Origin of the sequence: Nemorincola caseinilytica, from assembly GCF_039540515.1 — a bacterium.
Classification (GTDB): Bacteria; Bacteroidota; Bacteroidia; order Chitinophagales; family Chitinophagaceae; genus Nemorincola; species Nemorincola caseinilytica.
On the sequence record NZ_BAABFA010000018.1, the window covers coordinates 24658 to 38986 of the forward strand.

15 protein-coding genes are annotated in these 14329 nt (G+C 50.7%); 8 read left to right on the plus strand and 7 right to left on the minus strand.

Features of this window, described 5'->3' with window-relative positions; translation table 11 throughout:
* Positions 1-116 precede the first annotated feature (116 nt).
* Entirely contained in the window at positions 117-1925 is a 1809-nt protein-coding gene (typA, locus tag ABD843_RS12295) for a translational GTPase TypA (protein ID WP_345083564.1), read from the minus strand.
* Between the two features lie 217 nt (positions 1926-2142).
* On the opposite strand from typA, the gene ABD843_RS12300 reads away from it, so the two are divergent.
* The 3 genes from ABD843_RS12300 (at position 2143) to ABD843_RS12310 (ending at position 3712) form a co-directional block, all read left to right on the plus strand.
* Positions 2143-2922, plus strand: coding sequence for a Fic family protein (locus tag ABD843_RS12300; protein ID WP_345083566.1), 780 nt, complete (start codon positions 2143-2145; stop codon positions 2920-2922).
* A gap of 91 nt (positions 2923-3013) precedes the next feature.
* Positions 3014-3364, plus strand: coding sequence for a HesB/IscA family protein (locus ABD843_RS12305; RefSeq protein ID WP_345083568.1), 351 nt, complete (start codon positions 3014-3016; stop codon positions 3362-3364).
* An 18-nt stretch (positions 3365-3382) separates the two neighbouring features.
* Positions 3383-3712 carry a hypothetical protein gene (locus ABD843_RS12310; RefSeq protein WP_345083570.1) on the plus strand — a complete coding sequence of 110 codons (330 nt, stop codon included), beginning with the start codon at positions 3383-3385 and terminating at the stop codon, positions 3710-3712.
* Positions 3713-3739: 27 nt separating this feature from the next.
* On the opposite strand, the gene ABD843_RS12315 is transcribed toward ABD843_RS12310, so the two are convergent.
* Both ABD843_RS12315 and prfB read right to left on the minus strand, forming a co-directional pair.
* The gene (locus tag ABD843_RS12315) at positions 3740-5521 is read right to left on the minus strand and encodes an ABC transporter ATP-binding protein (protein WP_345083572.1); all 1782 of its coding nucleotides are present in this window, start codon (positions 5519-5521) and stop codon (positions 3740-3742) included.
* 45 nt (positions 5522-5566) lie between these two features.
* Complete coding sequence (gene prfB / locus ABD843_RS12320; RefSeq protein WP_345083574.1) at positions 5567-6649, minus strand: peptide chain release factor 2; 1083 nt, start codon at positions 6647-6649, stop codon at positions 5567-5569.
* Between the two features lie 88 nt (positions 6650-6737).
* On the opposite strand from prfB, the gene ABD843_RS12325 reads away from it, so the two are divergent.
* Both ABD843_RS12325 and ABD843_RS12330 read left to right on the plus strand, forming a co-directional pair.
* A complete protein-coding gene (locus ABD843_RS12325; RefSeq protein WP_345083576.1) occupies positions 6738-7088 on the plus strand; it encodes a DUF2200 domain-containing protein in 351 nt (116 codons plus the stop codon).
* 108 nt (positions 7089-7196) lie between these two features.
* Positions 7197-7721, plus strand: coding sequence for a hypothetical protein (locus ABD843_RS12330; protein WP_345083578.1), 525 nt, complete (start codon positions 7197-7199; stop codon positions 7719-7721).
* Here the strand turns inward: ABD843_RS12330 and ABD843_RS12335 are convergent.
* From ABD843_RS12335 to ABD843_RS12345, 3 genes are all read right to left on the minus strand, one after another.
* Positions 7718-7948, minus strand: coding sequence for a DUF1653 domain-containing protein (locus ABD843_RS12335; protein WP_345083580.1), 231 nt, complete (start codon positions 7946-7948; stop codon positions 7718-7720). The genes ABD843_RS12330 and ABD843_RS12335 overlap by 4 nt on opposite strands.
* 17 nt (positions 7949-7965) lie before the next feature.
* Positions 7966-8337 carry a hypothetical protein gene (locus ABD843_RS12340; RefSeq protein WP_345083582.1) on the minus strand — a complete coding sequence of 124 codons (372 nt, stop codon included), beginning with the start codon at positions 8335-8337 and terminating at the stop codon, positions 7966-7968.
* A 510-nt stretch (positions 8338-8847) separates the two neighbouring features.
* Positions 8848-9870 carry a quinone-dependent dihydroorotate dehydrogenase gene (locus tag ABD843_RS12345; protein ID WP_345083584.1) on the minus strand — a complete coding sequence of 341 codons (1023 nt, stop codon included), beginning with the start codon at positions 9868-9870 and terminating at the stop codon, positions 8848-8850.
* An 87-nt stretch (positions 9871-9957) separates the two neighbouring features.
* On the opposite strand from ABD843_RS12345, the gene ABD843_RS12350 reads away from it, so the two are divergent.
* Together ABD843_RS12350 and ABD843_RS12355 are read left to right on the plus strand one after the other, a co-directional pair.
* On the plus strand, positions 9958-10650 hold the full coding sequence (locus ABD843_RS12350) for an SDR family NAD(P)-dependent oxidoreductase (RefSeq protein WP_345083586.1): 693 nt from the start codon (positions 9958-9960) through the stop codon (positions 10648-10650).
* 111 nt (positions 10651-10761) lie between these two features.
* On the plus strand, positions 10762-11643 hold the full coding sequence (locus tag ABD843_RS12355) for a hypothetical protein (RefSeq protein WP_345083588.1): 882 nt from the start codon (positions 10762-10764) through the stop codon (positions 11641-11643).
* Here the strand turns inward: ABD843_RS12355 and ABD843_RS12360 are convergent.
* Positions 11640-12974 carry an MFS transporter gene (locus ABD843_RS12360; RefSeq protein WP_345083589.1) on the minus strand — a complete coding sequence of 445 codons (1335 nt, stop codon included), beginning with the start codon at positions 12972-12974 and terminating at the stop codon, positions 11640-11642. The genes ABD843_RS12355 and ABD843_RS12360 overlap by 4 nt on opposite strands.
* A gap of 92 nt (positions 12975-13066) precedes the next feature.
* Between ABD843_RS12360 and ABD843_RS12365 the strand changes: the two genes are divergently transcribed.
* Entirely contained in the window at positions 13067-14323 is a 1257-nt protein-coding gene (locus ABD843_RS12365; RefSeq protein WP_345083591.1) for an ABC transporter permease, read from the plus strand.
* Positions 14324-14329: the final 6 nt, after the last annotated feature.

A 14329-nucleotide genomic window follows, 5' to 3' on the forward strand; every position in this document is an offset into this window, starting at 1 on the left:
AATAAATGGCTTATGAAGACCTTTTTATGACAAAAAAAGATAGCCCCGGACGTTCCGGGGCTATTTGCACTGTGTTTTATTAAATATTAGTTGATAGCTTCACATGTCGATAACTATCATGCTTCCGACTTTATCATCTTCTGGAACTTCTTACGGTCCTCTTCATCCAGCATTATCTTACGGAGGCGTATGTTCTGCGGGGTCACCTCTATGCATTCGTCCTGCTGAATGTATTCCATACATTCTTCAAGCGTCATCTGTATCTTGGGTACTATGCGTACAGAGTCGTCGCTACCGCTGGCGCGCATGTTGGTAAGTTTTTTACCTTCTGTCACGTTCACTACCAGGTCTCCCGGTTTGATGTGCTCACCTATTACCTGGCCGGCATACAGCTCCTGACCCGGATCGATGAAGAACGCACCACGGTCCTGTAGCTTGTCTATAGAGTATGCTGTAGATGTGCCTGCCTGCTTGGCCAGGAGCACGCCATTGTTGCGGCCGGGTATCTGGCCCTTCCATGCCTTGTACTCGCTGAAGCGGTGTGCCATAACGGCCTCACCTGTAGTAGCGGTAAGCATCTGCGAACGCAGGCCTATAAGGCCACGCGATGGTATATCGAACTCGAGGTGCTGCATTTCGCCCTTGGTCTCCATGATCATCATTTCGCCCTTGCGCTGCGTTACCAGGTCTATGACCTTGCCGCTGAACTCGGCCGGTACGTCTACCACCAGTATCTCATACGGCTCGCATTTTTTGCCGTCTATCTCTTTTACTATCACCTGTGGCTGGCCTACGGTGAGCTCGTAGCCTTCGCGGCGCATGGTCTCTACCAGTACGCTGAGGTGCAGGATACCACGGCCGTAAACGAGGAATTTATCGGCATCGTCGGTCTCCAGTACGCGCAGGGCCAGGTTCTTCTCCAGTTCCTTCATAAGCCTGTCGCGTATGTGGCGGCTGGTAACGAACTTGCCCTCCTTACCGAAGAACGGTGAGTTATTGATAGAGAACTGCATGTTCATTGTAGGCTCGTCTATGGGTATCACAGGCACTGCCTCGGGGTTCTCGGCATCGGCTATTGTCTCACCTATCTGGAAGCCCTCTATACCTACCACAGCGCATATATCGCCGCATTGTACTTCCTGTACACGCTTCTTGCCCATGTCTACGAACACATACAGTTCCTTCACACGGCTGCGCTGCATGGTGCCATCGGCCTTGCACAGCATTACCGCCTGACCTTCTTTCAGTGTACCGCGCGTTACCTTGCCTATGGCTATACGGCCAAGGAAAGATGAATAGTCGAGCGAGGTGACCTGCATCTGTACAGGGCCTTCTACTACTTTTGGAGCCGGTACTTTTTCCAGTATGGTATCGAGCAGTACAGTGATGTCCTGTGTGGGGGTGAGTGATGTATTGAACCAACCTTGCTTTGAAGAACCGTAAACGGTGGGGAAGTTGAGCTGCTCTTCGGTAGCATCGAGCTGGAAGAACAGTTCGAAAACCGCATCATGCACTTCCTCGGGGCGGCAGTTTGGCTTATCTACTTTATTGATGATAACTATTGGGTGCAGGTTCAGGTTCAGCGCCTTCTGCAGCACGAAGCGTGTCTGCGGCATAGGACCTTCGAACGCATCTACCAGCAGCAGTACACCATCGGCCATTTTCAGTACGCGCTCCACCTCGCCACCGAAGTCGGCGTGGCCCGGAGTGTCTATCACGTTTATCTTCACGCCCTTGTAGGTCACAGAGACGTTCTTGGCCAGGATGGTGATGCCGCGCTCACGTTCCAGGTCGTTGCTGTCCATTATCAGTTCTCCTGTCTCCTGGTTGTCGCGGAAGACGTTGGTAGAATGCAATATCTTGTCTACCAGCGTGGTCTTACCGTGGTCAACGTGCGCAATGATGGCAATGTTACGAATATCCATATCGATCTTTTATTCCTTTTTTTTTGTACCTAAAAAAATGCCCTTCCCGTAGTGAAAATGAGGAAGGGGGTCATTTTTCAGCGTGCAAAGGTACAGATAATACTTATTCAAAGATCATTTATGGGTTAAGGATGGGTAAAGTATTGTTAATGTAGTATAGACCGATAGGTGATGCTTTCCTTTTCTTTGGCTATTTTGCAGGGCTAATAACTATCTCTTGCATCTGCTTACCGACATATATCTTGCTGCATATACCGAAACCTGCGGTGCGGACATAGCCGCAACACTGGATAGTATCTCGGCCATTGATGATACGGTGCACAATTTTACCTTCTATACATCGGTAGCGGTCATATCGTCATCACGTATAGAGGGGGAGCAGATGGAGGTGGATAGCTATGTGAAGCACAAGGTGCAGGATATAGAATACCTGCCCGAACTGGTAGAGAAGCCCAACGACCTGTACAGGGCATATGCATTCGCAAGAAAGGCTCCCCTGGATGAAGAACATTTTCTGCAGGCGCATAAGCTGATAACAGAACATTTGCTGCCCGAAAAATGGCGTGGCGTATACAGGAAGAACGAAATGCTGGTGCTGGAGCATGGTAGTGGCAGGGTACAGTTCGAAGCCGCACCGGCCGCTATAGTAGCTGTGGAAATGCAAAAGCTGTGGGAAGATATAGATGAGCTTCTTGCCAGAGAATTGCCGATGAATGAAGTATTCTATTATGCGGCGTTCATACATATGATGTTCGTGTGTATACACCCTTTCAATGATGGTAACGGCCGGGCGGCTCGCCTTTTAGAGAAATGGTTCGTGGTGCAGCATATAGGTAACAAAGCATGGTATATACGCTCTGAAAAATATTATTATGATCATGTGAACGAATACTACCGTAACCTGAACAGGGTAGGAATGTTCTATGATGCACTGGATCTGAAGGACGCACAGCCATTTCTGCAGATGTTACCTTTGGCTTTGCGATGGAACAGATGATATCCGCATTGCTTTTGCTTATAATGCGGCACATGGGATTTGGATAGCCTTGCCAATGGGCGTAAATTTGCATAAATACATCAGTTAGAAAATGGAAGTAGCAGTAAGCACAGAAGTGCCGGTAAAACTGACCGCTAACGCAGTGGCAGAGGTAAAACGCCTGATGAACGAGCCGGGTTTTGAAGCAGGCCAGCACCTGCGTATAGGTGTGAAGGGCGGTGGCTGCTCTGGCCTGAGCTATGTGCTGGGTTTCGACAGGATGGAAGCCGATGATAAGGAATACGAAATAGAGGGTATACCCGTAGTAATGAAAGATGCCCATGGCATATACCTCCTTGGTATGCAGGTAGACTATTCTGACGGCCTGAACGCACGCGGCTTCGTATTCAATAACCCCAATGCGAGCAGTTCCTGCGGTTGCGGCAGCTCATTTGCCGTATAAAGCCATACCTGCACATTTATGGAGCTAAGACCATTCACCCTGGAAGAGGCGGAAGAGATATGCGAGGACTTCGAAGACCTGAAGGATACCGAATTCGCACTGGAAGGGAGGCCCTATATGGTAGAAGATGTAGTGGTATGCCCCTTTGAGACAACGGAGAAGGAGGCTTTTTTTGCTGCGTATGAGAATGGTGAACGGAATGTGATATCCTCAGCCGATACTGACGCTCCCCTATATGATGTGATATTGATAGTAAGCGACCTGGATGCCAATGACGGTCTTTCCTTCATGAGCGTAAGGCAATATGTGGCCGGCAAGGGGGTGATCTATAATTTCCCGGTAGAATGAACCGGGCCGGAAGTGGTCTCAATTCATTTATAATACTTCTTTTTCCTTCCGCTGCTCTACAGCAGTATAGAGCTTGTAATACTCGCCACGGGCAGCAATGAGGGCTTCGTGGTCGCCACGCTCTATGACGGTCCCTTTGTCCATCACCAGTATCTCATCGGCCTTGCGAATGGTAGATAGCCTGTGGGCTATGACTATAGATGTACGGCCCTTGATGAGGGTATCTATGGCGTGCTGTATCAGTTGCTCGGTCTCGCTGTCTACCGATGAGGTGGCCTCGTCCAGCACCAGTATGGCAGGGTCGTACAGCAGGGCACGGGCAAAGGACAGCAACTGCCGCTGGCCCTGCGAGAGTGTACCGCCACGCTCCATGACCTCGAAATCGTAGCCACCCGGCAGGCGCATAATGAAGTCGTGAATGCCCAGCATACGGCATACGGCCTCTACTTTCTCGCGGGGGATGGACTTATTGCGCAGAGTTATATTATCGGCCACAGAACCCGAGAACAGGAACACATCCTGCAGCACTATGCCTATGCGCTGGCGAAGGCTGTATATATCGTATTCCTTCAGGTCGCGGCCATCTATGAGTATGCGGCCGCTTTCTATCTCGTACTGGCGGTTCAGTATGCTGATGAGGGATGTTTTGCCTGCGCCCGTATGGCCCACTACGGCCATGGTCTTGCCTGCCTGCAGTCTGAAAGATACGCCCCGCAGCACAGGTACTTCGGGCTTGTAGCGGAAGTGTACGTTCTCGAACGTGATATCGCCTTTTATGGTGTCTGCTTTGGCTGCGCCATTGTCTGAAAGATATTCTTCGCTGTCCAGCACGGTAAAGACGCGCTCGGCAGCTATGATGCCCATCTGCAGCACATTGAACTTATCGGCCATCATGCGCAGTGGGCGGAAGAGGAGGTTGAGGTAGAGTACGAAAGATATGATAACACCCGTGGTGGCACCATAATGCAGGATGCGCGATGCCCCGTACCACACCAGCAGCCCCAGAGACATGGCCAGTATTATCTCTACTATAGGAAAAAAAACAGAGTAGGCGAAGATGCCCTTGATATTGGCATCGCGGTGCTCTTTGTTGATGGTGGTGAATTTGGCAAGCTCGCGGTCTTGCGCGGCAAAGGCCTGTACTATATACATGCCCGTAAGATGCTCCTGCGCAAAGGCATTGAGCGCGGCCACGGCATTGCGTACCCGCTGGAAGGACTTATTGACCGCCTCCTTGAACCACCAGGTGGCCAGTATGAGCAGGGGAAAGGTGGCCAGGCACACAAGGGTAAGCCGCCAGTCGGTGACAAGCATGACCGTAATAATGGCCAGTATGGTGAGCACATCGGCCACGATGGAAATGATACCCTCGGAGAAGATATCGTTCACAGCCTCTATGTCATTGATGGTGCGGGTAGTGAGCTGGCCTATGGGTGTGCGGTCGTAGAAGGAGACATTCTGGAAGAGTATCTTGCGGAAGACGGTATTGCGAATGTCGTTCACTACGGTCTGCCCCAGCCAGTTGGCGCGGTAGCTGAACCAGAAGCGCAGCAGGCTCTCTGCCATAAGCAGGCCCAGCTGAACAACGCTGATCCAGATAAGGCCCTTGAGCATATTTTGGCCTATGTATCTATCTACCGATACCTTGATGAGGTAGGGCCTGAGCGGTGAGAGTATAGACAGCACTATGGCCAGTATGGCTACGAGGTAGAGCGTGCGGCGGTATGGCCCGGTGAACGAGAAGATGCGGCGCAGCTGCTTCAGGTCGAATTTCTTTTTTCCGCTGTTTCCCGGTGCGGGTGTGCTCATATCGTGCTAATGGAGTTTGGGTCTGCCTGGATGTGTGGTCTGTTATTACTCTTTGGCCGCCATCAGGTATGCCTTTATGAAGTCGTCTATCTCACCGTCCATCACGGGCTGCACATTGCCTACTTCGTGGTCGGTACGGTGGTCCTTTATCATCTTGTAGGGGTGGAACACATAGCTGCGTATCTGCGATCCCCATTCTATCTTCTTCTTGGTGGCATTGGTGGCATTCAGTATCTCTTCTCGCTTGCGCATCTCTTCCTCGTACAGGCGGCTTTTCAGCATGGTGAGGGCCTTTTCGCGGTTCTCGCCCTGTGTACGCGCCTGCTGGCATTCTACTATTATACCTGTGGGTATATGTTTCAGGCGTACGGCCGTTTCTACCTTGTTCACGTTCTGTCCACCCGAGCCGCCCGAGCGGAAGAATGCCCATTCCAGGTCTGCCGGGCTCACCTGTATATCTATGGTATCATCTATAAGGGGGTATACGAATACAGATGCAAAGGATGTATGGCGGCGGGCATTAGAGTCGAAGGGGGAGATACGTACCAGCCTGTGCACACCGCTTTCGGCCTTCAGCAGTCCGTAGGCGAACTCGCCATCGAATTCCAGCGTGGCCTGTTTGATGCCTGCGCCATCGCCATACTGCACATCTACCTCGCTCACCTTCCAGCCCTGCTTTTCGCCATACATGCGGTACATGCGCAGCAGCATCTCGGCCCAGTCCTGGCTTTCGGTACCGCCGGCGCCACTGTTTATCACCACCATGGCAGGCATTTCGTCCTCGGGGGTATTGAGGGTGCTCTTGAACTCCAGGTCGTCTATATCCTTCAGCGCCTTGTCGTAGGCTTCCTGTACCTCCTCTTCTTTTGCCTCGCCCTCTTTCCAGAAGTCGAATAGCACGGCGAAGTCTTCTACAGAATCCCTCACGCGGTCGAAGAAGTCGGCCCAGTATTTGTCGATCTTTATTTCTTTGAGGATGCCTGTGGCACGGGCATTATCGTCCCAGAAGCCGGGGGCAAGTGTGAGCTGGCGGTCGTTCTCCATTTTGGCCAGCCTGTCCTCTACACGCAGAAATCGATGCAGGTGCGCTATACGCTCGCGCATCTCTTTCAGGTTCTCTTGTGTCATAACGGGTGCAAAGGTAAGCGGAATGTAGGAAAGCGGGGGAGCGGACAGCAGGCGATAAAAAATTATCTTTGATGGACAAAACAGGCAAATGGATAATACGAGGGTGTACAGAATGTCTTTTGCAAGTGTCTATCCGTTATATATACAAAAGGCGGAAAGAAAAGGACGCACGAAAGAAGAGGTAGATACTGTCATCTTCTGGCTAACGGGCTATGATGCAAAGACATTGCAGCAGCAGATAGACAGGAAAAGTGACTTTGAGACCTTTTTTGCCGAGGCCCCGGAACTGAACCCGAACGTGTCAAAGATAACGGGAATGATATGCGGGTACCGTATAGAAGAGATAGAAGATGAGCTGATGCGAAAGGTGCGCTATATGGACAAACTGATAGACGAACTGGCCAAAGGAAGGGCAATGGAGAAGATATTGAGAAAGTAGGCTGATACCCGTTAGTATGTAGTATCACGATCGTGCTTATAAAATACAGTATAGTTTCCTATGTCTGTTGTCCTTACTTTTATAGCTTACCTTTTAATGATATACCCCATGCGTTTCTATGTTCAGGCCATCCTGGCCATTTTCCTGTTGCCTCTAGCTGCTATGGGTCAGACCAAGCCGCTGATGAATAAAAAAGTGTTCGACACGGCGTTACTATATGAGCGAATGCATCCTGCAGGGTTCTACGAGGCTGCCATAAATGCCTACGACAGGGGCGATAAGTATGGTGGCGCTTTTCTGTACTACCTGGGTCAGTTGCGGTACAAATATTACTGCCATGCCAACCCCGAAGTGGAGGAGGATGGAGATAAGGCCGTACTGGCATCGCTGAACAGTGTAGTGGGGGAGGAGATCAACTTCTTCCTGGGCGGTCATGCGGACAATTATGCGATAGTGCTGGACTCGGTACTGGCATGGGATAAAAGACACGAATATACCTTCTACCCAAAGAAGAAAAGCCCGGCGAAACATAAAGAGATACTGGATGGGCTTACTAAGTTGCGTAACTATATAGTTGCGAACAAAGCCAGTATAGAAGAGCAGAACGCCGCTGCGAGAAAAGAACGCCATTAGGCAGGGCGCACATATTGGAACCTGGATATCATAGCTCCATTCACTTCCACCATTTCGGTGAACATCTTCAGCGGGCGTACCCATAGCTTCGACAGGTCATTCTCGTACAGGGTCTCATATACCACAAGATCTTCTAAGGTCTCTGAATGTTTGGCTGTGCCTAGCACACGGTATTCTTTTCCCTTGTAGTGGCGGTATATGCCTGGGTTTACAGAGGTGTTTTTCATGAGGTGAGATTTGGGTGTTACAGCCGTGCATATATTGTAAAGCTGAACATGCCATTGTATTCAAGATAATTTTTCTTGAAATTGTATATCAATATATTCGAGGAGTTTTCGGGGGGATATGACCTATATTCTAAAGTACTGTCACTTGAAGTATAATAATACATATAGTCGCCCAACCCGGCTATAGCATCTATATAAATTACCGAATCTCCGCCTCCTACCCTGTGTATCCCTACAACATCACCTGTGCCGATCCCTCTTCTCCACATATGCGGGCCAAGAATATTGGGAGTATAAAGGGAAAGGTCAGGCTTTGCCATAACTACATTTTTTTGTTTATGGCAGGCACATGTGATCATCATGATAATACAAGCAGCTATTTTTCTCATAGAGATCAGGGGTTATGGAACTGATACGCAATTCCAAATGGGTATGAAGGATCATATTTTATACTGATACTGTCTGTAGCAGGGAAATAGTACACCTTGCAAGGGTAAGACAGGACATTAGGACCTGCATCGTAATATGTGTTGTAAAACAATAATACATCGGAGTCTGCACCACCTAAATATGCAATATCAACGCCGGGTATGGGAGTGGATATACTACTGTCGTTTATTATTGTCAAAGCAAAGGTCGTGTCTGGTTTAACTACCAATGAGTCGTAAGGGCCATAGTGCCAGTGCAATTCTGTCCTTTTCCATGTCCTGCTATTTCCCATTTTATATATGAGCGCCCGCCATTTATTAGCAGGAACGGGAGTAGGAGGATCAAGCGTTATCACTTTCTCTTTGCGGCATGCAGGTAATGTGCTTATGCAAATGGATGCCAATAATAGAAGGTGTGATCTACGCATGATCTTTTCAAAACAATAAGTGTGCCAAATTTATCTATGTGTCTCACATCAACCCCTTGCAGATATTCTTCACTATGCCGGGCCCTTCGTATATGAAGCCTGTGTATACCTGTACCAATGATGCGCCGGCATCCAGCTTTTCCTTTGCATCAGCCGCGGTGAATATGCCGCCCGATGCTATGATAGGTATGCTGCCTTTGCTGTGGGTATGTATGTAGCGTACTACCTCGGTAGCGCGCTGGCGCAGGGGCGCACCGCTGAGACCGCCCATACCTATGGCCTCTACCACGGCTTTGGGTGTGGCAAGTCCCTCGCGGCTGATGGTGGTGTTGGAAGATACGATACCATCGAGCGATGTGGTGCGTACTATGTCTATTATATCATCCAGTTGCTCGTTGGTGAGGTCGGGGGCTATCTTCAGCAGCAGGGGCTTTTTGCCACCGTGCTGCTTATTGAGGCCTTGCAGGGTACTGAGTAGTTGTGTGAGCGGCTCTTTGTCCTGCAGGGCGCGCAGGCCGGGCGTATTGGGGCTGCTTACATTCACCACGAAGTAATCCACCACATCGTACAGTTCGTTGAAGCCTTTTACATAGTCGTCGGTGGCCTGCTCGTTGGGGGTGTCCTTATTCTTGCCTATGTTGCCGCCTATTATGATAGGCTCTTTGCGGGAGCGCAGTCTTTTGGCGGCCTCTGTAGCACCATCATTATTGAAGCCCATACGGTTGATGAGTGCCTTATCGGCAGGCAGGCGGAAGAGGCGGGGCTTGGGGTTGCCGGGCTGGGGACGGGGAGTGACCGTACCTATCTCTATGAAGCCGAAGCCCAGGCATGCCAGCGCATCGGTGAATTTGGCATCCTTGTCGAAACCGGCGGCAAGACCTACGGGATTGGGGAATTTGATACCCCAAAGGGTACGCTCTAGCGAGGGAGACCGTTTTACGAAGCTGCTTTTGAGCAGGCTGCGGACGAACGATATGTTATATCCTCTTGTGAGCCACCTCATTACGAGGTAGTGGGTCTTTTCGGCCTCTATGCCGAACAATATCTTGCGTATGATGGAGTACATGTGGGTGCAAAGATAGTGCAGCCGGTGTGCTGTGCGCCCTGCTGGCCGTGGTATTGTGAATAATACTGTATTTTTAGCCCATATATCATGAATATAGTTATCACAGGGGCGAGCAGGGGCATAGGGTATCATACGGCGCTGGAACTGGCCAAAGACCCGGCCAACAGGGTAATAGCGCTATCGCGAAATACTGCTGCGCTGGATGTGCTGCGGAGCAATGCGCCTCATGGCAATATCTATATATTTCCCGCAGACCTGGCCACCAGTACCGTGGCCGATCTGGAGGCCATACTGGCACCCTGCGAGGAGGTAGATGTACTGATAAATAATGCGGGTGTGCTGATGAACAAGCCATTTGCCATGACGGATATGGGCATGTGGCAGCGCACATTCGAGGCAAACCTCTTTGGTACGGTGAAGATGGTGCAGGCTGCCATACCGCTGATGCAAAAGAGCGCTGTGGCACATATAGTGAACATAGGCAGCATGGGCGGTGTACAGGGCACCAGCAAGTTTCCCGGGCTGGCGGCCTATAGCGCCAGCAAGGCGGCCATAGCCAACCTGACCGAGTGCCTGGCAGAGGAACTCAAGCCCCTGAACATAAAGGTGAACTGTCTGGCGCTGGGCGCGGTGAATACCGAAATGCTGAACGAGGCTTTTCCCGGCTACCAGGCGCCGGTAGGGGCAGAAGAGATGGCGCGGATGGTGGCCCACTTCTGCCTGCACAACCATAGGTTCATGAATGGGAAGATAGTGCCGGTGTCTACGAGCACCCCATAAGTGTATTTTGTAAATTTTTCGGTTATGAAACAGGGAATGTTGATGGTCGTTCTTTTGATGCTATGTCTTTCGGTGTTTGCCCAAGACAAACCAAAAGGGCCTGTAAAGAGTATGCATGTCACCCGATGGGGTGAGAACGTGGATGAAGTAGGTGATACGAAAGTATGGGGCCCTTATTTTGCGGAAAGCAGGACCTATAACATGGACGGGAACATTACCATGGCGAAATATGGTGATGACAGGAATAAGGGTGCAGTATACTCGGTACATACATACAAGTATAATGGGGGCCTGCTTGCCAAGAGCGAAGTGAAAGACAAGCGGCATGGCTTTGACTATAAGACACTCTATAAGTACAGCAACGACAGGCTGACGGAAGAGCTGTGGTACACAAAGGACGCCAGGAACGACAGCAAGATCCAGTATATATATGATGGCGATAGGTTGCTGCGTGCCGAGCAGTTCGTTGGTGGGAAAAAATACCCCTCAAGGGTGGATCTGTACGATGAACGGCAGAATATCGTAGAGCGAATGTTCGTGACCGAGTTCGAAGGTGGGATGATATTCACTTACTTCCGAAGTGTCTATGACAGGAAGAACAGGCTGATAGAGGAGACCAGCCACCGTACCAATGGCGAGAACAAGAGAACAGTATACAGGTATGACGATAGCAAGCCCGGCATGAAAATGCTGCAGTACGAGAATGGACACCTGCAAAGAACTACCGAGTATCTCTATGACAGGTATGGCAATGTGGTAAAGGAACATACTAGGTATGATGATGGAAACTCACGGCACACTACTACAAAATATGTGTACGACCTGCAAGGCAACATTCTGAAAAAGACCGAGCTCTACAAAGGCGGAACGACCACCACTACTTACCTGGACTTTGACAGATATGGAAACTACCGAAGGGCGGTATGGGACATGAAGGGCGCCTCGGGTAGCTCTAAGATCACTATGGATCAGGAGATAACGTATTTCCGCTAATTTGTCTTTTTGTCGGTATCCTTATCCTCACCGCCATGCAGGCTTAGTGTATGCAGCGCAGGGGCTTTGAACCATGTGACGGCCACTACGAGGAGGGTCATGCAGCCGCCGAATACCACGGCGGGTACGGTGCCCATGAGGCGGGCGGTGATGCCGCTTTCCATAGCCCCCAGCTCGTTGGACGAGCTGATGAACATGGTATTGACGGCGGCTACGCGGCCACGCATGTTATCGGGCGTATATACCTGCAGTATGGTACCGCGTATGACCACGCTGACGGCATCGAACATGCCACCGGCCAGCAGCATAAGGAAGGCCACCAGGAAGCCGTATGATACCGCAAAGCCACTATAGCTAAAAACAGGCTCGGTGCCGAAATGCCCACATAGCCCGAATAGGATGGTAGTGATACCGAAGCCTGCTATGCAGATGAGCAGCTTTACCCCCGGCTTTTTGCCCAGTGGTACAAAGGAAAGTATGAGCAGCGTGATGATGGAGCCTATACCCGGCGCGGCACGCAGCCAGCCATAGCCTACCTCGCCGGCCTTCAGGATATCGTCGGTAAAGACGGGCAGGAGGGCCACCGCACCGCCAAAGAGCACAGCGAACATATCGAGTGAGAGAGCGGCAAGTATTATCTGTGTACTGAATACGAAGCGTATGCCCTCGCCCAGGCTTTTGAAAATGGGCTCTCGGGTCTTGTTCAGTATCTGCTGTTTGGGAATGCGCAGCAGGGCCAGCAGGCCTACCACCTCTATGAGGCCGCTGCACACAAGGCTGGTACGGAAACCTGCATAGGCTATCATGAAACCGCCTGCCAGCGGGCCCAATACAGCGCCTGCCTGCCATGCGGCACTGCTCCAGGTAGTGGCATTGGGGTAGAGGTCTTTGGGTACCAGCATACCCATAAGGGCAAAAGACGATGGGCTGATGAAGGCCCGCAATGCACCGCCTGCAAAGATGCCTGCGTATATGAGCCATACTATGCCCCGGGTAGAAATGAGCCCGTCTATACCCGGCCAGGTAAGCGATACAAAAAAAGCGGATAAAAGCAGGTAGGCAAAGAAACAGCGTACGAGCAGGGTGCGCTTCTCGCGCAGGTCTACAAAATGGCCCGAGAACATGGAGACACCCACGGCGGGTATCACCTCCCACAGGCCTATCATGCCCAGCGCCAGCTTATCGTGGGTGAGCTGGTATACATAGTAGGCAATGATGGCCGCCTGCATATTGAGCGCCATGATGATGGAAAAACGCATCATCATGTAGTTGCGGAAGCGGGGGTAACCCAATGCCTTGTTCCTGGAAAGGAAGGGAGCTATGAATGGCAAAACGGCCGTATTTAGTTAGCTGCAAAATTATTCCATGGCGGCGAGATCATTATGGTGTGGACCACGAAATTTTACCATTACTTTTGTTGTGCATGACCAACTTCTGGCAGATAACGGGTACGAGTATCGTTCAGGCCTTCCTGGAGCTGAAAGCCAATAAGTTGCGTACGTTCCTGTCTCTGCTGGGTATTACCATAGGTATATTCTGCATCATATCTGTACTTACTGTACTGGACAGCCTGAAGAACAATATACAGAAAGATATGGCCACACTGGGCAGCAATGTACTATATGTGGGCCGCTGGCCGTGGATGGATGACGGTACCGAATATAAGTGGTGGGAATACTGGCGCAGGCCGGGTATGACCCCGCAGGAAGTAAGGGCCATAGAGGCCAATGTACCCGATGTGGCTGCAGTGACACTCTGCCTGTCGTCTCACCGTATAACGGTGAAATATAATGATGCCGAACTGAGCAGCATAGCGGGCTATGCCGTGCTGAACTACTTTGACAAGGTGCAGAACATAGACATACAGCTGGGCAGGTACCTGAGCTCTTCGGAGATAGACGGGGGCAATAATGCCGTGGTACTGGGCTATGCCGTGTACCGCAACCTCTTTGGCGGCAATACCGACCCGCTGGGCAAGAATGTGAGCTTCCTGGGCAAAAAGTTCAATGTGGTGGGGGTAATGAAGAAGGCAGGGCAGAACATGGCGGGATTCGACTATGACAATTCGGTGGTTTTCCCCTACTATTCGGCCGCTACCGTGCTGGATGTGCATTCGCTGAATTACGACCCCATACTGGCCGTAAAGGCTGCCGATGGCAAGGATGTGGACGAGGTGAAGTACGAGGTAGAAGGGGTGCTGCGCCGTATGCGAAAGGTGAGGCCCGGACAGCCTAATGATTTCGCTATCAATCAATTGAGCCAGGTATCGGAACGATTGAACATGGTGTTCGGTACCATAGACATAGTGGGGTGGTTCATAGGTGGACTATCGCTGCTGGTGGGCGCTTTCGGTATCGCCAATATCATGTTCGTGACGGTGCGTGAGCGTACGCGCATCATAGGCCTGAAAAAGGCCATAGGGGCAAAGAACAGCTCGGTATTGCTAGAGTTCCTGCTGGAGGCAGTGGTACTTTCCCTCATAGGTGGGGTGGCAGGTATAATGATAGTTATGCTGATAAGTCTTATCTTAACATATGGATTTGAATTCGAGGTTATCCTCTCGTTAAGTAATTTCTTCATTGGCATCTTTGTTTCTATATTCGTAGGCGTGTTGGCAGGCATCATTCCGGCCGTGTCGGCATCTAAACTGGACCCGGTAGTAGCCATCAGATCAAACTAACTGCTT